The 22645-nt window shown below is 42.1% G+C and carries 17 protein-coding genes and 1 pseudogene; 1 reads left to right on the top strand and 17 read right to left on the bottom strand.

The annotated features are described in order from the left end of the window. Positions 1 to 11 precede the first annotated feature (11 nt). The 12 genes and pseudogenes from NST85_RS17120 to NST85_RS17175 form a co-directional block, all read right to left on the bottom strand. The gene (locus NST85_RS17120; RefSeq protein ID WP_341189919.1) at positions 12 to 1028 is read right to left on the bottom strand and encodes a LacI family DNA-binding transcriptional regulator; all 1017 of its coding nucleotides are present in this window, start codon (positions 1026 to 1028) and stop codon (positions 12 to 14) included. Between the two features lie 92 nt (positions 1029 to 1120). Continuing rightward, positions 1121 to 3238, bottom strand: a complete 2118-nt coding sequence (locus tag NST85_RS17125) for a family 16 glycosylhydrolase (protein ID WP_341189920.1) — start codon at positions 3236 to 3238, stop codon at positions 1121 to 1123. A 122-nt stretch (positions 3239 to 3360) separates the two neighbouring features. After that, positions 3361 to 5019, bottom strand: a complete 1659-nt coding sequence (locus NST85_RS17130; protein ID WP_341189921.1) for an extracellular solute-binding protein — start codon at positions 5017 to 5019, stop codon at positions 3361 to 3363. A 93-nt stretch (positions 5020 to 5112) separates the two neighbouring features. After that, positions 5113 to 6009 (bottom strand): annotated as a pseudogene (locus NST85_RS17135) (carbohydrate ABC transporter permease). A gap of 34 nt (positions 6010 to 6043) precedes the next feature. After that, positions 6044 to 6943 carry an ABC transporter permease gene (locus NST85_RS17140; protein ID WP_127190774.1) on the bottom strand — a complete coding sequence of 300 codons (900 nt, stop codon included), beginning with the start codon at positions 6941 to 6943 and terminating at the stop codon, positions 6044 to 6046. Positions 6944 to 7313: 370 nt separating this feature from the next. Further along, positions 7314 to 7592, bottom strand: a complete 279-nt coding sequence (locus tag NST85_RS17145; protein ID WP_127190612.1) for an STAS domain-containing protein — start codon at positions 7590 to 7592, stop codon at positions 7314 to 7316. Further along, the gene (locus NST85_RS17150; protein WP_341189922.1) at positions 7589 to 9001 is read right to left on the bottom strand and encodes a methyl-accepting chemotaxis protein; all 1413 of its coding nucleotides are present in this window, start codon (positions 8999 to 9001) and stop codon (positions 7589 to 7591) included. The genes NST85_RS17145 and NST85_RS17150 overlap by 4 nt, the downstream gene beginning before the upstream one ends. Next, complete coding sequence (locus tag NST85_RS17155; protein WP_341189923.1) at positions 9002 to 9607, bottom strand: PDC sensor domain-containing protein; 606 nt, start codon at positions 9605 to 9607, stop codon at positions 9002 to 9004. It lies immediately after the preceding gene. A 44-nt stretch (positions 9608 to 9651) separates the two neighbouring features. Continuing rightward, on the bottom strand, positions 9652 to 10050 hold the full coding sequence (locus NST85_RS17160; RefSeq protein WP_127190614.1) for an ATP-binding protein: 399 nt from the start codon (positions 10048 to 10050) through the stop codon (positions 9652 to 9654). Positions 10051 to 10065: 15 nt separating this feature from the next. Continuing rightward, complete coding sequence (locus NST85_RS17165) at positions 10066 to 11508, bottom strand: SpoIIE family protein phosphatase (protein WP_170220118.1); 1443 nt, start codon at positions 11506 to 11508, stop codon at positions 10066 to 10068. Positions 11509 to 11797: 289 nt separating this feature from the next. Beyond that, the gene (locus NST85_RS17170; protein ID WP_127190616.1) at positions 11798 to 13270 is read right to left on the bottom strand and encodes a protein adenylyltransferase SelO; all 1473 of its coding nucleotides are present in this window, start codon (positions 13268 to 13270) and stop codon (positions 11798 to 11800) included. Positions 13271 to 13350: 80 nt separating this feature from the next. After that, positions 13351 to 14028, bottom strand: a complete 678-nt coding sequence (locus NST85_RS17175; RefSeq protein ID WP_127190617.1) for an NAD(P)H-dependent oxidoreductase — start codon at positions 14026 to 14028, stop codon at positions 13351 to 13353. 107 nt (positions 14029 to 14135) lie between these two features. Between NST85_RS17175 and NST85_RS17180 the strand changes: the two genes are divergently transcribed. Further along, on the top strand, positions 14136 to 14939 hold the full coding sequence (locus NST85_RS17180) for a lipase family protein (RefSeq protein WP_341189924.1): 804 nt from the start codon (positions 14136 to 14138) through the stop codon (positions 14937 to 14939). A gap of 22 nt (positions 14940 to 14961) precedes the next feature. Here NST85_RS17180 and NST85_RS17185 read toward each other — a convergent pair whose 3' ends face one another. The 5 genes from NST85_RS17185 to NST85_RS17205 all read right to left on the bottom strand — a co-directional run bounded on the left by NST85_RS17185 (position 14962) and on the right by NST85_RS17205 (position 22317). Next, a complete protein-coding gene (locus NST85_RS17185; RefSeq protein ID WP_341189925.1) occupies positions 14962 to 16257 on the bottom strand; it encodes an MFS transporter in 1296 nt (431 codons plus the stop codon). Between the two features lie 40 nt (positions 16258 to 16297). After that, on the bottom strand, positions 16298 to 16801 hold the full coding sequence (locus NST85_RS17190; RefSeq protein ID WP_341189926.1) for an ArsR/SmtB family transcription factor: 504 nt from the start codon (positions 16799 to 16801) through the stop codon (positions 16298 to 16300). A 251-nt stretch (positions 16802 to 17052) separates the two neighbouring features. Then, positions 17053 to 17913, bottom strand: coding sequence for a WD40/YVTN/BNR-like repeat-containing protein (locus NST85_RS17195; RefSeq protein ID WP_341189927.1), 861 nt, complete (start codon positions 17911 to 17913; stop codon positions 17053 to 17055). Positions 17914 to 18311: 398 nt separating this feature from the next. Next, entirely contained in the window at positions 18312 to 19187 is an 876-nt protein-coding gene (locus tag NST85_RS17200) for an amidohydrolase family protein (RefSeq protein WP_341189928.1), read from the bottom strand. Further along, entirely contained in the window at positions 19174 to 22317 is a 3144-nt protein-coding gene (locus NST85_RS17205; RefSeq protein ID WP_445671184.1) for a GNAT family N-acetyltransferase, read from the bottom strand. The genes NST85_RS17200 and NST85_RS17205 overlap by 14 nt, the downstream gene beginning before the upstream one ends. Positions 22318 to 22645: the final 328 nt, after the last annotated feature.

Consider the following 22645-nt stretch of genomic DNA (forward strand, 5'->3'; position numbering starts at 1 on the left):
ACCTGCTCACCTCAATTAATGTCACCTTTATATTTTGCAGTAGATTCTCTGAAAATCAATTCAGGTTTTAACTGCAATTTCGTATTCTTTGTTTGTTTACCTTGAATCAAATCCATTAATATCTTCACCGCATGTTCACCCACTTGACCTACAGGTTGACGAATCGTCGTAAGTCTAGGATGGACCTCATTAGCAAAAGATTGATCGTCATATCCAATGACGGACACATCACCTGGTACGTTATAACCTGCTTCCATTAAAGATCGAATAACACCGAGTGCTATCATATCGTCGGCAGCGAATATGGCAGATGGAATTTGATTACCTTGTGCAATCCAGTCTTGCATAATACTATGACCACAATAGGTACCGAATTCCCCTTCTATAATCATCGAAGGCGAGAGACCTGCTTCAATCATTGCATCCGTAAATCCCTCTTTCCGCTGACGTGCGCTCAAGAATGCATATTGACCGCTAATGTGAGCAATACGTTTATGCCCAAGCGCGATCAAATGTTTGGTCGCCTCGTATCCACCTAAATAATTGTCAACATTGATGGTTGGCACATTGTTGTGTTCGCTATGACTATCAATCATCACAAAAGGGATTTTCTTACGTTCTAAATCAGCTATATACGCCTCTTCTTGCAAGGTAGATAGTACAATGATTCCGTCCACACGATCGTGATGGAATAAGAAATTACTTGCGTCAAATGATTCATTTCCTAGTTCATGCGCAATTGAAATGGCTAAGACATAACCATTCAATTTCAAATTCTCTAATACGGATTGAACAACACCGTCAAACACGGTATCGTTCAATGCCGTTATCGTCAATCCGATGACGCCAGTCTTACCCCTTACTAAGGTCCGAGCTGCTGAATTTGGGCTATAATTAAGTTCTTTTATGGCATCTAATACTTTTTGTCTATTTTTCTCCCGTACAGTAGGAGCATTATTAAGTACACGAGATACGGTAACTACAGACATTCCTGACTTTTTAGCTACATCGAATATATTAACTTTCATGGTCAAAACCCCTACTCTTTTTTGTTAATATTAGTATAATATGAGGTTAACTTCTTAAACGTCAAGGGTAGGAGTTTTGACAAGACATTACATTACTTTCCTGCCCTTAACAGCATCATAACGGCTTCCGCTCTTGTAGCTATTTCAAAGGGTCCCAGTTCATTGTTAGGGCGACCTTCGAGAATTCCATGTTCAATGGCTGCTGCAAAATACGGTCTAGCCCAAGAAGGAATATCATCATGATCATCAAAAGAAGTCAATGAATAAGCCTCGTTTGATAATTGCATTGCGCGTGCAATCATGCTCACCATTTCATTGCGAGTAATTGGTGAATCAGGACGAAAACTACCATCCTCATACCCTAGTGTGACTTTTGCACTAGTTGCTTGAGCAATTGCTTGCTTTGCCCAATCCCCTATCTTCGCTTCATCTGTAAATTCTATCTTCGAATCGTCCTCATTCTTGACCGACAGCGCCTTGACTAACATAACAGTGAATTCCGCACGACTTATTGTGTTATCCGGACGAATTGTAACATTTGCTAGAGCTGTCGTATTCTGATAGGTTGCCTGAATAACACTTGTTCCTTCTTTCAATCCTACTAGGTTTCCATCATCTGTCAATCTCACGACTCCATTATCTTCTCCTACGAAACGATACGATGCTTCACTTGTGACATCTATCTCAGCCCCGCCAGGAACTAAGGAGAACACAGTTGTAGATATCGTTTCCCCCGCCCGCAGCTCATAACTTGGTTTAGAGAAAGAAATCTCTGGTGTAAATTTGATAGAATCGTAATAAGCACGTATTGGGGTTCCTGGATAATCGAACTTATTCGTCCACGTATCCGCCGCAGCACCAGCACCGGCCCACAGATTTGCCATGATTGTCGAAGACTCTGACGGTAGATCACCTTTATTGCTCTCTACATTTCGAACAAGTTCACCATCAACATACCACCTAATATAGTTCCACGACCATTCGATTGCATAGTCATGAAAATCCGCCGAAGCATCAAAGCCTAAATCTATGATGGCATGTGCCTTTAACCCTCGAACACCTTTTACATAATAATTAGTTTCCATTTTCGTCGGATCTTTCCCCAATATTTCAATATCAATTTTATCTGCATTCGGGGAATACGTAAATATTGAAGAAACGAGTCCATCCCCTTTCGCAACTTTCAACCTACCCTCGATTCTCCCGTAACCATGAAGCGCGGTGGTTGCATATTCGCCTGAGGAATATGGCTTCCCACTGCTTGGCGTATCGTCAAGACGCAAAACCATTTTGCCATCCGAGAATTCAACATGATCGGCTTGCCAGCCAACATTAAAGTCTGGACCGTTTCCCCATCCATCGGATTTATACCATAGTTCGTTATTGAAAGAATCGAATCCATCAGTAAAACTGTAAGCAGATGATGTAGGTTCTGGAGGTTCCACACCATTTGGAGGCCCTTGATCAGTGTCATCTTCTGGATCGACTTCGCCAAATTTCTGATATTTAATATAATCAAATGAAGCCTGATTTGGACCGGTATAGTTCACTACATCGTCAGCCATCAAGTTAACAATCAACCCTCCTGGATTAGATGGGATTCCATCTGTCGCCGTTGTTACCAGTTCATCGTTTACATACCATTTTATTGCATCTTCTGACCATTCAAATGCGTAATCGTTATATTCCGCTGAGGCATCAAAATTTAAAGTAATAAACTTTTCTTTTCTGATATTATCCTTTGTCCAGCGAATATTTAGCTTGCTAGGACTTCCTCCTAATACACGAGCTTCAACGATATTTTCCAATGTCCAATCTTCATTTGCTGAATAAACATAGAAGTTTGTAATTAAACCCTCATCTTTAGCGGCTTTTATACTCGCTGAGTAGCGCCCATAGCCATAATTATCAAACGTAGTGAATTGAGCAGATGCATAAGTCGTTTCTTCATTGCCTGAATCATCAAACGTTAACACGAACTTACCGTCCACAACCTCAGCATGATCTGTCTTCCATTGAATTTTACCTTGGGGCCAGGAAGCCAAATAACCAAGCGTGCCTATTTTCTGAGGATCATTAAAGTTATCCATAAAACTATCAACTTTCTCTGCATAGACTATAGATCGTGAACCGCTAATCCCTAATCCTCCTAAGCAAATAACAGCAATTAGCGAAACGATGGACGCTTGCCTGATAATTTTGTTCAGCAAATGTTCTCAACCACCTTTTTTTAAGATGAATGGTAGGGAGGTGGGAATAACACCTATTAATGAAGCGAATTTTAATAAAAAGTGTTATTCCCCTTTTTTCATTGTTACAACAACGAGTTTTGTTATTGTTTCATGTTTTTAAGATTTTCTTGCCATTTCTCTGTCTTGAATTTCAACAACTTATCATACCCAACCTTTTGTGCGTCTTTTTCCGCTTGGTCAAGAATGGCTAGTACTTCTTCCTCATTCTTGGCGCTTAAGACTGCTTTAGATCTCGCTTGCTCATATATTCCAAACACACTTTGAGAGATGATACCTTCCTCACTGTCGCCTGCAGGGTCCAAATTAACGAATTCTGTCGTATTATATTGCGTTTTCCAAGTTATCTCCAACTGCCAGCGTGTCTCCCAATTCCGTTTTTCTTCAGGAAGTGTCTGTTCGAATTTACTCTTGACACCATCAACATAGACTGTGTTACCCGCCCACTGAAAATTAACGGTAGAGTCCATTACTTTTGCCAAACCTTCAGGATCACTTGTGTATTTGTCTGTAAAGATTGTAGAACCATCTTGATCCATTCCATTCCAATACAATCCTTCTGGACCCCACATCGAAACACTTTGACCTTCTGGGCCTGTGAGCCAATCAAGGAAAGCAAAGATAGCTTCAGGATCTTTGGCAGCTTTAGTAATAACACTGACATTCCAACCAAGCTGATTGTAATCGCCCGGGAAAATTTTATTCTTATCTAAGCCTTCTTTATGTACAGGCCAGATCATGATGTAACCGGCATCCGGGTCTTGTGCTTTCAGTAACGAATCTCCCATTACTCCGAACTCTGTCGGACTCGATGAAGCGAAGACCGCAATTCGACCAGTTGTAACTTTTTCCTGTACTGGATCCTTGGTTTGTGAGAATGCATCTTGTGTCATTAATTTTTCACGATATAATTTATTCGAGTATTGCAGGGACTCTCGGAAAGCTGAATCTGTAAATATCGATTTTAGTTCATTACCTTCTGGTACTGCCATCATCAGATTAAAGCGATAAGGATGATTCTCTGCAAAAGCCGATGCTAATATATCGATCCCTTCCTTTTGCCCTACTTCCAAAGGAACTACATTAGGATATTTCTCCTTCACTAGCTTCAGATATTGATACAAATCTTCAGTCGTTTCAAGTGATGGTGAACCAAGATCCTCATAAATTTTCTTATTGACTAAGTATCCTGCATTCCCGTTAGGCTGAGAAGTGTACCAGTTCGGAAATTGATACAGCTTACCATCCGGTGAACGGAGCATGTTGAGTGTAGACTCACCGGCCCACTTTTTCAAATTAGGATATTTATCTAAGTAATCGTCCAGTGGAACTAACAAACCATTTGCGCGCATGTTTTCAATGTCAGCGCCTCGATCACCCCAAATGACATCTGGTAAATCATCTGAAACAATCATCGTATTCAATTTTTGTTTCGTGTTCCCTCCAGAATTAATTCCAGTAACATTTACCTTTTTGTCATCCTTGATCCATTTTGTCGCTAAGTCGTCTCCCCACACAGGCATGGAGTACCAATCATAGTTTCCGTAGAACGAAAATTCTAGTGGCTTCTCGCCAAGTACAATCGCGTCTCCTGCTTTGCTCCCTTCATTACTAGTATTCTCAGGTGATGGTACAGGTTTATTGGCAGAATCATTCCCTCCTGATCCGCAGCCTGCTAGCAACGATAGAACCATTAGTGCAGTAATCAAAAGCAGTAATCTAGGTCTTCTCTGTTTAGCCATTCTAAAAAAACTCCCTTCGTTTTTTTCAATCTATTGGTCAAGCTTTCGCTTTGAACCCGTTAGGATTGACACTGATGCAACTGCACAAAGAGGCTATTCTTTTAATGATCCTACCAGCACACCTTTAACAAAATACTTCTGAACGAACGGGTAAACGCAAATAATCGGTAGGGTCGCAACCATCATTGTTGCCATCGAAAGTGATTTGGTTGTGACGGACTTCATTTGTGCCATGCGCCCTAAAGCAGCCGAATCCATCTGCCCCATCTGATCGCTCATAATGTTAGAATTCAGTATTTGCTGTAGCTTGGTTTGGATAGGCAACTAATCAATATTGTTGATATAAATGCTAGCAGTAAACCAATCGTTCCAATGATAGATTGCTGTAAAAAGCGATAACGTCGCTATTACAGGTCCAGACAAAGGAAGTACGATGCGGAATAACACTCCCCAATTGTTAGATCCATCGATTTTGGCTGACTCCTCTAATCCAACAGGTAATGCTAAGAAGAAGGTACGGAAAACGATCATATTCCATACACTAATTATCCCTGGGATGACCATGACCCAGAATGTATTCATGAGGCCAAGACTACGAATCAATAAGAATGAAGGGATCAATCCACCGCTAAAATACATCGTAACGATGCACATGATCATGTAATATTTACGCCCTATTAATTCTCGTCTCGACATGCCATAAGCCAATATGGCTGTCGCTAGAATCGCAAGAACCGTTCCGCTAATTGTTCTAAGTACAGATATAATAAAGCCATTCATCAACCTCTTATCTTGAAACACAATTTCATAGTTATCTAGAGTAAAGTCACGAGGCCAGAAGGTAACGCCTCCTAGAATCGTATCCGTCCCATTATTAAATGAAACCACTGCCGCATTCCAAAACGGATAAAAGGTTACAAAAGCCAATATCGTTAGTAGGAAATAGATGCTAAAGCTCAACATTTTATCTCCAAAACTCGTCCTACTCATATTTCAGCCACCTTTCCAAAGTCATATCCTCGGCTTACCATAAGCTGTTTCCAGATCTTCGAGCCACTAGATTTGCCAGAGTTAGCATTCCAACACTAATGACTGCTTTGAACAAGCCAGCCGCTGTCGCATAGGAATATCTTGAATTTTGAATCCCTATTCGATAAACATAGGTGTCTAACACATCTGAGACATCCCGTAGTACCGGATTTGTTGCTAAGAGCAAGATATCTTCGAATCCTGCACTTAATAAATTTCCAATGGCAAGAATCATAAATATGACAATGACAGGAATAATCGAAGGTACAGTAATATTAATTATTTGTTTGAGCCTACTAGCACCATCGATCGATGCAGCTTCGTATATATGTGGATCGACTCCCGCAATTGCGGCCAAATATACGATCGAACCAAATCCAATCTCTTTCCATATTCCTGTCGTAACTAAAATGCTCCAGAAGTACTCAGGTATAGCTAGGAAATTGATGGGCTCTTTAATGAGATGTACGCTTTGCAGTAGAATGTTAATGCTTCCGTTGTCCGTCGATAGTAGAGAAACTACAAACCCTGACACAATAACCCAAGACAAAAAGTGAGGTAAATAACTGATCGTCTGAACAACTCGCTTAAATGAAGCTTTTCTCACTTCGTTTAACATGAGGGCTAAAATTATTGGAGCCGGAAAACCAATGAAAAGCTTTAACAAACTGATCACAAGCGTATTTCGCATAATCGTCCAAAACTCAGGTGCATTAAAGAACATTTCGAAATGTTTGAATCCCACCCAAGGGCTATGTAAAAATCCTTTGTAAATGCTGTAATCCTGAAACGCCATTAAAACCCCATACATTGGAATGTAGCTGAATACAAAAACAAATATTAAGGCCGGTATGACCATCATTTGAATATCCCATTGTTTAAACATCCGTCTCATTAGTGAATTCGTTTTCAATTTCTGGTCTTTTTTGATTGTAATTGGAGTCACTATCTTTTCACGCCCCTTCTTTCTTATAAATTAAAACCTTTTAACTTTAAGTTTAAAAAAATACATTAATAGTTTAAACCTTTTAACTTTCGTTTAAAAATAAAAGCCTCCTTTCAACTTCAGAAGCATACAATACCTTTTGCTGTTAAAAGAATTGTAAGCGCATAACTCACAAGTGTCAATACCCTTTTTTTAATCGTATGATGTAAGATAAATCACACAAATACTGGATGGGAGTACAACAACCCCTACAGCAGCAGGGGGTGTTGTACTCCACTCATTTCTATTCGAATCCGTAGTAAATTAATAATCTAACAGATCACAATATCTCAAACACGTTTGTCAGTCTGGTCAACTCAAAGATCTTCCGTACACTAGGATTCAATGAAGATAACTTGATGTCTCCTCCACTTTCAACACACTTCTTATACGAACTAACGATCACTCCAAGTCCAGTACTATCGATAAACTGGCATTCACTAAAATCTAACAAAAAGTTAACTTTCCCACTATTAATATAATCTCGGATGGTGTCCCTAAATTGCACTGCCTTATCTACTGTAAAAGTTTCTGGCACCTTAATTATCAATTCACTCATAGCTTACCACCCCCTCTGATTATAAAGTTCTCTACAAGACTTTCAAGATTACTTGCCGTTACACTTACTTCCTGGGCGGTATCCACAAAGTTGTTGACTGTTGCTGCCTGCTCTTCGATCGCACTGGCTACATGCTCACTATTTAGAGCCGTTGACTCAGAGATCGTGCCCATGGAATCAATCAGCTTGATGATCTGATCCGAAGTCGCTACCTCATCCTTCGTAATATCCAAGATTTCTTGTATATTTTCTGTAATTATTTCAACAGACTCAATGATGTGAACAAAAGCATGATCTGTTTCATGAACAATCTGTACGCCTTCCATTACGGCTTCAGTTGCCCCTCTCATGGATACCACAGCCATCTCGATTTTACTCATCATGCTTTGCACCAATTCTGAAATTTCATTGGCACGAGCATGGGATTCGTCAGATAACTTCCGGACCTCACCAGCCACCACGTTGAATCCTTTCCCATGTTCACCTGCTCTTGCCGCCTCAATTGCTGCGTTCAGAGCAAGCAAATTGGTTTGTTTAGCGAGCGCATTAATGGTATCTACAATGGTGGAAACCTTATCGGACATCTCATTTACGGATAACAGTATTTCCTCGGTTTCACTCGTACTGTTGTTTATAGAATCCATAGCTCTAACCGTATTTAAGACCCCCGTCCTTCCAGACTGTGCAGCTTCGTTTGTCGTTTGCGCATTACTGGTTGTCGCTAATGCTTTACTTTGAGCCATCTGTACTAAACTCGACATTTGGACCAACACCTGCGAAGCATCCACAACGGACCGATTGTTATTCTCCGCACCAGCAGCTATCTCTTGAGTACTGGAGCTAATCTCTTGAATCGACGCACTAATCTCCTCTGAAGAAGATGCGATTTCCTCAGACATCGTAGTGAGCACCTCAGAGCCCGTCCTAATCTGTTCAATAATAGCTGCCTGCTTATCGATCATCGTGTTAAAAGAATCGCTCAGTACTTGAAGTTCATCGCCAGTTCTTATTGAGGTATGCACGGTTAAGTCACCATCACCTGCTAGAGACATGGCCTTCTTGAGCTTTTCAATTGGCTTTGTAATACTTCTTGTTGTAAATAAAAAGCCGATTAACATAGCAGCAAAAATACACACTACGATAGTAACAATAGTTTCGTTACGGATACTTATAGCTGGGGCCATGTATTCATCGTAATTTGCAGTAGTTGCAACAATCCAGTTACCTGCCGGCTGAAAGGTTATAAATTTATACATCCCTTCATATGTATAGAAGCCCTCGGATGTTTTCCCCTCTTTCATTTGTTGTACAATGTCGTTCAATTGCTTATTATCAGTACCATCCAAGCTCTCTTTAAGTATCTTTTCTTTTACAGGATGGGAGATGATCAACCCAGTTCTATCGATCATTTACGCATAACCGCTTTCTCCACTTTTAACTTCAGCAGCAGGGGCGGAGATCCTGTCAAAGACTATCGTTGCGATCATTACCCCCGTTGTACGGCCCCCATTCTCAAGAGGTAAGGCAATGGCTACAACTGGGTTATTCGTAGCCTTCGATACTATAACTTCACTAATTGCCTCCTTCCCTTGAAGCGCATTTTGAAAATACTCTCGATCCTTCACATTTAAATCAGGTGACTCAGAATCGCTTGTAACAAGTGCATCCCCTTCTTCGTTGACAATAAGTAGTGTTTCTATCAAATCCACATTGTCTTGTTGGACACTCGATATATATTGATAGGCACTGTTTACTAACTTGCCATCGGAAGGGTTAGCTATAAGTTGTTGAAGTGTATCATTTTTGGTGGCAATTTTGAGATAGTTGCCCGTAACATCTAATACATTTTCTACAGACTTGGCCACAGAGGTCGTGGTGTCTTTGAGCTGCTCTTCTATGGTTGATTGAATTGCTTGTGACGCTAAATTATAGGACCAAAAACCTGATATAGACAATGGAATACTTATTATTAGAAACAAGAGTATACTAATTTTCACTTTTAAACTGAGTTTCATGTTCTTCCCCCTCGATAACGTTAGAAAACCAAGTCATAAAAACACTATAATATTGGATTGCTTACATCTTTATCTATATAAATCGTATTGTTTATCATCTCCACATTATCCGATAAGCATCGAATCAGATATAAGCCCCTTCCTCCTTCATCTAGTAAGTGAAGATTATCAATCTTATCCGGAAAGGCAAGCTTCCTTATTCCATCCCCGCAATCCTCCACCTGGATCTTCAGATGCTTATCTTTAAGCATATATCTGACGTAAATTTGCTTCTTGCAATCCCGATTATTCCCATGATAGTGGGCATTCGTTATCGCTTCATGCAATATTAATTTTATATCGAAAACACATACGTCTAGTCTCAGATCTTGGATGATTTCATCAATAATATAGCAATGATGCTCCAAACAGCAGAGTATTACCTCCTTTTGAACGGGCTCCATGATTCCTCCTTTTTGTCACCTTATATTCAAACTCAGCCATGTACAATCGTCCTGCAAAGGAGTATTGACAATGCTATCTCGTAAATACTCAAAATCACAACTCAATTCATCAGCATCATCTAAGAGGTCCATTCCATCACTGTAAAAACAGAATCTATCCCCAGAATCAAAATAAATGATTACTTCATCAAATTCACTATTGTCAAACATGCCAAGCGGTGCACCTTTTACGGTCATCCTTTTTCCGTTTTGATCCTTAGGCTTATATATAAATTCGTTAATACCAGCCCCAGAGGCTTTGAGTCTTCCTTCGCGAAAGTCTAAATTAAAGCAGCAAACAGCTACATAATCCTCTTCCAAATACTGCGTTGCCTTATGATTTAAATCCTGCAAAAGTAATACGGGATCCTGCGTAACGAGTAAACTGTCCATGAACAATACCCGCATCGCGGAAATATTAAGAGCTGCCGTGATCCCTTTGCCAGTTACATCACCGATAATTCCAACCACTTGCTCTTCGTTTATCTTGTGAAAAATAAAGAAATCACCACTAAGTGTTGCTGCGGGTACATATAACTTCTGTAAGTCCACCCTATTCTCCAAAGGAAACGGTGCCGCATGACGATGCTCCTGAAGTCGTACAGCCCTTTCTATTTCCACTTTACTTTCTGTTATATCTCGCAACACCAGTTGCGTGGCCTTTACTTCCTTGTAAATGATCGGAGCTCCCGAAATCTCAAGATCGAAGATCCTCCGATCATATCGGATAAAGCGCTGCTCCATGCGAAAGGTTTCTTTTGCTTTGGTGTGGAACTTGGTTATAAAATTGTGGTACACATCACTAGTTATGTAATCTTCACTGAAAAAAGAGTCTACTCTTTTGCCTATTAGTTCATCCTTCACTTCACCAAATAGGACTTCAGCTTGGTTATTCACAAATAAAATGATCCCTCTGCTATGTACCAGGATCGGTTCAGGACATAGTTCCACCAAACCCCTATATCTCTCTTCACTTTCCTTCACCATAAGCTCTGACTTAACCCTCTCACTGATATCATGAATGACAGAATAAATGCATTTTTTCCCAAGCATCGTAATCAAACCTGTATGTATTTCCACATCAACCATTCTTCCATTTGCTAATCGGTGTCTATCCATCACTACCTGATTACCACTGTGTTTACCTTCGGGTAAAGCCTTCTTTATAAAGTCGTTAGGTTCATTAGGTTCCTCATCTTGATTTATAATCAAATCGGAAATATGAAGTGCCCTGAATTCCAAAAGCGAATATCCATAATAGGCACAAGCAGCTTTATTAGCATCTACAATGCTACCTGAGCGAGAATCCACGAGCAATGTAACAAGATGATTGTTTTCATAAATACAGCCATAATGCTCCATACATTGTGCGTGACTTGGAGAATGAACCAAGTTTTTACAATCCTTATCATTTGTCATTATCATAACCCTCACAATTATTTTTAACTTACAGATCATTCCATTATTTAGCCCATCAATTATACCTAATTCGAGAATCAGAAAGCTATGACTTTCGACATGAAAACACATAAAAGCGTAAATATTGTCGAATATTTCAAAATGTGTCCCTATTTGATAAATTCGACTAAGTCAGGGCAACTATTTGACTATAGCGGAATGCCCGATTCATACAATTTACTCACTCGCCATGACCAAAAAAAAAAAGACATTAACGAATGTACATTCGTTAACGTCTTCCTAATCCAAATCAGGTTCCGCAAAAAGTTTGATAAGGTATTGAAGAAACCGCAGGCAGTGTCGAGTAGTCATCCTGATCCGAAGCGTATGCGTATGGATTCGAGAGAACTCCAAGAAGACGCTCCATTACACTGAAATCTCCTTCATTCACCGCCGCTTCTAGCGCTTCCTCTACCCGGTGGTTACGCGGAATTATCGCCGGATTGCTACTGCGCATTAGCTGCTGCGAAGCGTCTTTCGATTCCTTCTGCCTGCCCAATCTTACCTGCCATAACTCATGCCACTGATTAAATTCCGGTGTTTCAAACAGATCCGAATCTTCCAACTCCTCTAAAGTTAAGGCACGGAAGGTATTCGTATAATCTGCACGATACTTGTGCATCAATTCAAGAAGACCATCAATAAGAGATCCATCCTGGTGTTCTTCGTTAAAAATGCCCAGCTTCGCCCTCATACCTGAGAGCCAACTCCGATAAAAGATCTCTTTGAAATCTTCAATTGCCTCTTCGGCAATTTTGATAGCCTGCGCCTGATCGTCATGTAGCAGCGGCAGAAGCGTCTCAGCAAATCTCGCGAGATTCCAAGCCGCAATACCCGGCTGATTACGATAGGCATAACGACCCTGATGGTCAATAGAACTGAATACCGTCTCAGGATCAAAAACATCCATGAAAGCACAAGGACCATAATCAATCGTTTCTCCACTAAGTGCCATGTTATCAGTATTCATCACTCCGTGAATAAAGCCGACCAGCTGCCATTTGGCAATTAGCTCAGCCTGACGATTAATCACTTCTCGAAGCAGAATAAAATAACGGTTCATATCTGTATCAGTGTCAGCTTCCGAATAATGTCTCTGCAAAGTGTAATCAGCCAGAGCTCGGAGATCCTCAATCGTACCCCAAGCTGCGGCGTATTGGAAGGTACCGACACGTAAATGACTGGCGGCTATACGGGTCAAGATAGCACCCTGTTGCTCGTTTTCCCGGATTACCGAGTCACTACTAGTTGCCACCGACAAGCTACGGGTGGTAGGAATACCAAGCGAATGCATGGCTTCGCTGATGATATATTCGCGAAGCATTGGCCCAAGTGCGGCTCGGCCATCCCCCCCACGAGAATATGGCGTTCTTCCAGCACCCTTAAGCTGAATATCTACTCGCGCGCCACTTGGAGTGATTTGTTCACCAAGTAACACTGCTCGGCCATCTCCTAACATGGTGAAATGTCCAAATTGATGTCCTGCATAAGCTTGAGCAAGAGACACCGTGCCTTCAGGAACTTCGTTACCAGCAAGCACATTTACACCCTCAATACTTTGCAGTGCTTGACTATTCAACCCTAGAGATGTTGCCAAAGCATCATTAAGAATGATCAACTTAGGTAATCGTACAGGAGCAGGCTTTAGCCTTGTAAACAAAGATTCCGGCAGCCTAGCATAACTGTTGTCAAAGTTCCATCCTATATTTATCTTCTCCGTCATAATATCTCCTTTTGGTAATCATCGGTCTAATACTTCATTACCTAAGAATAAATTATGTTAAAATTTAATGCAAATCCGCCTTATTCCACCCACTCAACCACTTGCTCCGCGGATTGACGTGTCTTTTCCGATGGCTCATGTAATCTGTATCCAAAAGCAGCCATAACAGAAACACCAAAATGTTCGAGGTCCATGATTCCTTCTGCTACTAATAATTCGTTTATTTTCGCTCTGTTAAACCCTTCAATTGGGCAAGAATCAATTCCAATCAAAGCGGCAGCAGTCATCATGTTACCTAATGCAATATAAGTTTGGCGACAAGCCCACTCGAACATCACTCTCGGATCATCTTCAACTGCAAAACTAGTTTTCAAAAAATGATCATACGTTGTCTGCTTCCCCAGTGCAATATCGGATGGCAGCTTCTGGACATTCTCCATCATGTCTTTAATATATTCAGAGCTTGCGACCATATCATTAGGTAATCTCGACAGAATGACCATGAAATGACTCGCCGTTGGTAACTGCCTTCTAGCGCCTGTTGCAAACTCCGCTAGCTTAATTCGAATGTCCTGGTTTTGCATAATAACAAATTTCCAAGGTTCAAAACCATATGAGCTTGGAGATAAACGACCTGCTTCTAATATGTAATGAAAGTCGGCATCACTTATTTTCTTATCTGGGTCAAAATCTTTCGTTGCATGTCGAAATTGAAAAGACGATAGAATTTCATTTTTCTTAAGCTCTAGATCACTCATTTTTTATAAACTCCTTCATTATTATGTAGTCATGGTGTAACTTCTCGTTTATAGGAATCTCTCCTTCATCCCACTAATATAGTGTAGGAGAGAAGGGCGGGATTTACATGGGTAATAAAACCGGTGAAGAGCAGTGGGCTATCTTCCTAGCCGCAATCTGCGGGCAGACCTATTCACAATTTTCGAATTCGGATGGCTCGTTCGTCGTTCCATTGAATTATGTGGTCTGTGATACTATTCAAGCAAAATCCATCAACAACGTATGGGAATCCTTCGGGTTTATTCTGGAATCTCCGCAAGAGATTATTATTGCCTTTCGAGGAACCAGCTCTACTCCCAATTGGATATCTAACCTCATCGCCTCACAAAAGAGAATCAAATATATCAAAGAAGATTGTCTTACGCATCGCGGCTTCACAGACATCTATTCTTCAGCTCGCAGTGAGATTATCTCTGCACTCTCTAAGTTATCTCCTAGTAAGACATTATACATTACAGGGCATAGTCTCGGAGGTGCACTAGCTACATTATGTGCTATAGATATTGCAGCCAATACCCATTATACCTCACCCAACTTGTTTACATATGGGTCCCCACGTGTAGGCGATCCAGCCTTTGCGAAAGTTTTTTCCAAGTATGTGCCAAATAGCTACCGCATCGCCAATCCCTTTGACATCGTAACACATGCTCCCCCATCCATCTACAAACTACCCAATCGGGACAAAAAGTACTATTACAGTCATGTTCAGACCCTCTCATCGCTGTCTTTCCAGAATGGATCCGTTAGCGGCAATCATATTATCAGTAGTTATTTCAAGGAGCTTGCCAAGCTCCAGCCTCGATTTACCGAACTATTATGTGCGACGAACCCTGGATTCTGTCCACTCGTTGATTCGAAATCACAAGAGTAATGTCAATGTAAGTTTAGAAAGATCAGGCTTGGATCCCCGTTATATCAGACTTATCAGACTTACGAGAGAAATTGAAAAATCCTTCATCAATATGCTCAGTGGCAGGGAGGTTGCGAGAAACTTTATCGAATGACCAATATAATCCTACTAAAAGAACTGCTGCTCCACACAGGGAAATTACCGTAGCACTATTTAGCCAAATACCTAAAGTACCACCTATAAGACTACCTAAAGGTAATGCAATTCCACTTAGTGCCATAGTTGCTGAAAAGATAAGACCTAAATATTGTTGTGGTACCCCCTTTTGTACGACAGTATTAATAATTACGTTAACGGCTCCTCCTGGAAACCAGGCTAAGCCATAAACAAGGATGGTCACCCAAAGCCAAGGACTATAAATACTGAGACACCAAGCTATTCCTGATAGTATGTAAGCGAGAGAATATAACCTCCCCAAACGTATTCGTTCGAGTTTTAAGAAGGGAGCACACAGAGCACCAACCAGACTTCCCAGTGCTTGTGCCATCAGTAAAATCCCATAAATACCAGCACCACCAAGATAATCACTATACATAGGGAGCACACTGAAAGTCGCTCCTCCAGCCGCATTGATGATAATGACACCAAAAAGAAGCTTGGAAAGCGGCGTTCTAACCAGCAACCGTATCCCATCCATCAAATCTGAGAAGTATCGATTCATATGAGTTGTAGTCTTGACTGAAGAATTAGTCTCGGAATGGATTCGTGCTGTAGGCTTAATACGAAGCTGACTAAATATAATTGCACCGATAAAAAAACCAATTGAATTCCAAAGATATATAGATACCGCACCCAATATACCAATAAGAATACCAGATACTGCATTACAAGCTACGTCAATTCCCTGATATGCAACTGAAAATAGTGAATTACCTTGTGTTAGTTGTCTCTTATCCAAAATCTTAGGGAGAGCGGACATCTGTACTGGATATACCCAAGTATTGCAGGTTGTAAGTATGGGTGTAATGATCAAAACTAAACCAACAGATAAAAAACCGAAATAGGATGCCATAGGAACGATAAGTAATATTATCCCTTGAATAAGTTGACTATATACTAGCACTCCACGGATGGAAATACGGTCTATGATCGGTCCAGAGAGTAGTTGAATGATCTTCGGTATAATAGATAGAAAACCTGCTAATCCCGTATATAAAGTTGAACTACTTAGATCATATACTAGCCACATGGCTGCTACAGCGTATAAACTATCCCCTATATTCGTTAGGATTCTGCCAATAAACATGAGGGAAAAATTTCTGTTTCTAAAAATATCCACGTAATATCCCCTATTATCTTTATATTTTTTTCTTCTAAAATTAATCAACAGACAACATTTTTATCCCGACCGCGAACTCTTTAACACCTTCACTAGTTGATTCAGAAGTACTTCCAACCCATTTTTCTAATAATTCCTTGAATTCTAAAGTCAGTTCTTCTTGCTGCGAAGGTGTGAGAAATAATCGTAAACTTAGCATCGTTCGAGAAGATACGTCTGAGTCTGAATCTTCTGCCAATAATGGATCAATGAATTGGTTGCCATTCGTGTTAAACCATTTCGATTTAGCCAAATAGTATTTCTCAACGATCCCCCCCTCCGTCCGTGTGTCCACAAGATCGACAAGTCCACCTTCATGCAATTTTTTGATATGGTAATGAGTACTTCCTGGGGATTGTTGTAGCTCTACAGCAACCTGTTTTGCCGTCTTGGCCGAATTTTGTAGACAACTAATGATCTGGATTCGCTTAGCACTGCTAAGTAATTTAGACTGCTCGACTGAAATATTGACTAATGGAATTGAATTGGATGATTTGGAATGCACTTTTATTTCCCTCCATATGTTTAGAATATAACTATACGATCTAAATTACTAAGTCATTCTAATAATTTAGATCGTCTTTGTTTATCATACATTGAAGTCCATATTCTGTAAACTAAATTTCGGTAAAAAATAACAATACGTCACAAAAAGGCTGCTGGATAATTCTCCAGCAACCCTTTGTCTCCCTGTATCTTTCAAGATAAATTAATATACCTTCGCATGAAATGATGCGCTTATCTCTTGTTTTTTTCTTATTTAGAATCACTCAGGTGATCATACGATGAATCATACGTCCACTTCAGGCCATTGTCCTTACTCGAGAGGTAAATGGTACCTATTGTGTTCCCCTCTTTACTGAGCAGAATGGGATATAATCCTTCTTTTCCACCCAAAATAGGTGAAAGGGGCGTTTTTTGATATTCATTGAAGGTTTCTGGAAGGGATACCGCGAGCTTTTCCCATGTCTGCCCGCTATCCTTGGTCCAATAAATAACAGGCCCATTATCTTCATAATATCTAAAACCCAAGAACCCGATATCCTTGCTTGCAAAACCTGCCCCGGTTAAACGTTCCGCATATAAATCGTTTGGATTCCCAAGCTCCTTCCATGTCTTCCCGCCGTCAGAGGTCTGGTATACAAAATTCAGCGAACGTCCCACACCAGCAGAACCCCCTGAGACCATCCAGCCATTTTGTTTGTCTGTAAACCCGATGAACTTTGCATCATAACCCATTGCGCCTTCTATGGTGTAGTTATTCCACGATTCTCCCATGTCGTCACTGATTAATACATGAAGCGGGGATGACTTCCCATCCGCAAATCCGTATACTATAGCGGTTTTATCCTCGGAAATATAAAATCCAGTATCCGCTCTCCCCATCCCAAGAACAGTTCCAGTCGTATCAAGTTTTAAAGAAGTTTGGGCCTCAACCTTCTCATCCCGATAGGAGACAGAGACATTTCCATTCTCGTCCATCGAATACGCATTCCCCGCGTCATGTGCAACAACTTGTTCACCGTTAGAGCTGTAAGAATAGATTGTACCTGGTTTGAACGCCGTGTCTGAAGATTGTGCGTTCAAGTTTGTACAGGCAGCTAGCATTGCTGCCACTCCGACCACCATTAAGACTGCAATAAACGCACCTATTCCATTTCGTTTTTTTTCTTACTCAAAATACTACCGAATCGCTGTTTCATCGAATATTTCCTCCTGCAAAATTTGTTGACAAAGCTACATACCGTGAAGTACTGATTTGCATAACTGACAAAATCACTTCACAATATCTCCTCTGTTATACTGCACTTTGCTTTTTTCTGGAAAACGTATAACAGCTTAGACGCTTATTCGCAGCCAAGGTTGCTATAATGAAATATAAGATGAAAGATGAATTCTGATCTCATGGCTATGACCCCACAATAAACAAGCCATCCCCTTCGCACTACCTACGGGGATGGCTTGTTTATTTATGCTTCATTGTGCCTAACTATACTGTGCTGCTCCCACTTCTCTCAGAGCTCCGCAATCCGCTGCTGAATGCGTGGAAACAGCCCAAAGGCATTCTCGTAAAATACTTTCTCATGATGCTGCTCAGGCACAAGCCTGCGGATGAATTCCGCATACAGGTCAATTGGCGCAAGCGGCCAATCGGTTCCGAACAGCATTTTCTCGTAATGATCGGAGTACACCAGCGCCCGGCGAAAATGGTCCATGAATAAGGGCTCGTTCATAAACCGCTCAAAATGGGGCCGATCACCGACTACGAGGCCGGACAAGTCGGCATAGACGTTCGGATTTTTGGCAACCACTTCGGCAGCGTCCATCACCCAGGGATCACCCAGATGGCAGATCATAAAGTTCACGCCGCGCTGTTGGTAGGCTAATTCATCTACGGTAAGTGGATGCGAATACTTGAGCAATCCATTCATCGAGTACGTATCGCCGGTATGAATGACTACAGGCATGCCGTACTTAGCAGCCAGTTCATAGATTGGTGTATAGATTTTGTCATAGACGTAATGATGATAGTACCCGGCATACAACTTAATTCCCGCTACCTCGGGAGCTTGCAACCGTGCTTCGATTCGGTCCAACTCCTCCAGGGTTTGCTTTCCTATGAGCTTGTTCGGATTGATGCCAACGCATTCCATTAAGAACGGCGGAACACTGTCTTCCAAGTCAAGGCCCATCGGATTGGGTGAAGTGGAATCAGGAAAGGCACCCTTTATCTGCTCCGTGACCCCCATTCCAATGCCGATAACGACGTCATTCTTGTCAAACTCAGCCTTGAGGCCAGCAGCGGTGTAATCGACTTTGGACTGATCAATCGCTGTTTGATGAAAGCTATCGATGTCCGACAGATGAATATGAATGTCAATGATCGGCATGTGTAGACTCCCTTTCGTTAGTTGGACTGGCAAAGGTCAGCTTCAAAAGTCCACGAACATCCTCTGGAGTTAAAGCAATCTCGCCCAAGATGAGGAATGTCGGCTGTGTCCAAGCGGTTTCTCCATTCAGAAGTGGTAGAGGATGATTCACACCGTGAGTGAATATTTTATTGTTCACATACACCGAAGCCTTCTGATTGGGGTAACTATTCACAATATGCAGCATGTCCTTACGCGAAGCCGCACCGATTCGCATGATCCCCTTAGAATCAAGATGGGTCTCGACCTTCCCAAGGAGGAACTTGCCTTCCTCGGGAAGGTCCATCCATCCTTCGCCAAAGACAGCTGAAGGCTTGAAGTAACTATCCTCCGATAACGAATACTGCGGCAGGACCAATCCAGTTCCGTTAGTCACCGAATGCATCACACTAAGAACAGGGACACCGGGGAGCATAAGATAATGCTGATGGATAGTAATTCCCCGGTTCGCTTCCTGTTTCTCGATGGAAGTAGTTATTCGTAGTCCTTTCCAGACGTTGCCGTAAGCATCAATCCGCTCCGCCCAATCCACAGTTCTTGGCTCCTGCAACCGACTAAATCCACCCATGCCTGGAATTCCCACGCCGAGTCCACCATGCCAAGGATTCCACCAGGAACGCGGTACCGCTTCCGGATAGGAGCTGTCCAGCCATTCTTCTCCATGATACTTTAGGGAATGAACGAAACTCCCGAACTCAGGGTCAGCGCCTATAGAGAGAACTCCGTTGCTCACCGTATAAATGGGACCAGCAGGTCCTTCTATCATCTCGCAAGTGACGGTCGTTTCCGATTGAGGGAACCAGAGACCCGATCGCTCCTGAACTCGATCTTCTCCGCAATAGACAATCCGGACCTTTCGGCCGGATTCGCGGTGTCCCGGCGATGCCGTTTCCTCGGCAGAGAGTTCAAATCCCGCGGAGCGCAAATCCTGCTCCCTTTGCAACTCAATGTCAGCGGCCTTCAACTCTGCACCACCATCATTTTGCACAGATAGTTCGAGACTTCCAGCGAGTGGAATCATCTTTCGTTCAATTAGTTCTGCATGAAGGGGCCCCGCCGCAAAGAGATTTCCACCGCCGAGTGTTAATTCAAGATGATCATCCAGTACTGGAATGACAGAATTTCGCTGTTTCCGGGCGAAGGAACGGAAGTCCGACCACTTAGTGAAGGTGTTCAGAGCAAACACAGTCGTCTTTGTCCGTACAATATCTCCGGCGGATATTTGACCAAGATTATGCTCCAGCCCAAGTGGGTATTCCGGGCGAAGCAGCTTTAGTGAAGGATCCCAGCAGATTCCGCATGTGACGTTCTGTTCCTTGCAGAACAGCCAGTTCTCTGTGATCTGTGCACTGTCCCAATGACTCGGGTCACCGGAGTAAGCATCTTCCATGTCTACGAAATGGCCTTGATATGGCAAGATTAGCCGCTTGCCAAAAAATCCAAAATTCGTCAGCAAATACACGTTCTCTTCCAGCGCTTTGCTGCTGGTATTGTAGATCTCGTGATGAAACTCAGCGATTCCGTTTGCAAACAACTTGGCCACTGTTTTTATCTCCAGCCCTGGGAATTCTTCTGATTCGTAGAGGGCTTCGAGAACCTGGCTCTCCCCTTCCGAATAGATCTTCACTTCTTTGGCGTGCTTCTTGGAGAATTCTTCTGCGAACGGTTTGCCTAGCTTCGGATAGGTCCACCAGAAATTGTGGCTAGAACCAGGATATTCAATCCATATTCCATTGTCGATCTTGCTCAGATGAAGGGAGAATGCGCCGTTCACGGCGACCCATTGATCCCCGACTTGCCCACCAAAGCAGCCATACGTTCCTTTCATTAAGACGGACAACTTGCTAGTGAAGGAAACCGCCTTCTGTCCAGCCGGAACGGCTATCACTTCAACATCTCGTGAATAAAGTCCGAATGCCCGCAGGGTAAAGGGAACCGGGACAGAAGCTTTACTCTTCGCCGGAACTGTGAGGCGTACCTTACGATCTACCCATTCCAAGAATTCATCCTCCGGCAAGTCAAATGCGAACTCCGCTTCCGAGGTAAAATTATTCTCTACGTTCAGGTACAATTCGGCCGAAAGGCCCGAATACAGCTCCCGAGTTAGCAACTCTATCTTCATCTTGGCTGGAAATTTAGGAGCGACGCCAATGCGAAACTCTGCTCGCTTGCCACCGATTATCCATTTACTCATAACAACGGGGTGGGTCTTCTTATCGTTCTGCTCCTCACGAACCGAATCAAGCTCAAAATCACCCTCGACAATGACCTTTTCTCCTGGAGCGAGAGTTATAGCAGCAGATAGAGCAAAACGGATATTTTTATCGTTCTGTCCTTTGATCTCAATTGCCAGCTCAGATGCCGAGCGATTCTTGATGCAATAGCGAATCTTGTAAGTGGGACCGAACACTAGATCATGATCGTCAATCTCAGTGGATATTTCATAGTCGGGCGTATCAAGAGCGGTTAGCCCACGACCAGTCTTCTCGAATTCTGCACGTAAGGAGAGTTCTCCCTTTTGCCAAGTGTAATCAAAGAAATCAAAGCCACGCTCCGAGCGTCCATCCGGCTGGATAGGGAGTTCGCGGGTGCTGTCTGCGTACCAATCCAGCTCCTCGAAATAAGGAGCAAGCGCTTCGGTTTGCAGAACGGTTGGAATGAAGTTCATCAGATGGACGTAATCTTCATTCTTTTCCCAGAAGAACCCGCATTTCTTATACATCGGCACGGCCTTGGTGTTCCCCGCCCAAGTGAACAGATCTAGCCGTGGCCAACCCGCTTCGACTGTTTTACGGACGGCGTTCAATATCAGATTGCGACCGACCTTGTAACCATGATAATCCGGACGCACATTTAACAACGGTACATACAAGGCCCCTTCGTCATGACGATAGTGGGCGAAACTGCAGAAGCCCACTACCTCTTTGCCATTGACAGCGAGAAACACATGAAGATTGGACGAAATCTCCATCTCTCTACGCACATTGTCCTCTGTTCTCTGGTTGGTACCGCCGCCCCAGCTTTCGTTGCTACGGTTCCACATCTCAGCAACCGCTCCAGCGTAGGAAGGATCATATTCGATAATCTGGATTAGTTCGGCATTGGCATTTCCTGTCATGCACTCATCTCCTTAGCATCATCTAAATGTATGTATTAGATATAGCTGCACCATATTACTTTATCTGCATTAGCTCCAACATCTGATATCTTCATAAAATTCAATATCATATTTATTTTATCATCACCAATATGTTTTCCGTTATCAGCATTATAAAATTGAACAATCTCTACCTTATACAACCCATGTTTCACTTCAATCCTATTGTTTGGTCAATTTTTGTCTGGAATAATACGAGCTCTGAATAAAAAGCTCCCATAGCACGAAACTGCGGGAGCTTCTATAAATAACTGATTCACAC

It is taken from the genome of Paenibacillus sp. FSL K6-2524 (assembly GCF_038005525.1).
GTDB classification, from domain to species: domain Bacteria; phylum Bacillota; class Bacilli; order Paenibacillales; family Paenibacillaceae; genus Fontibacillus; species Fontibacillus anaericanus.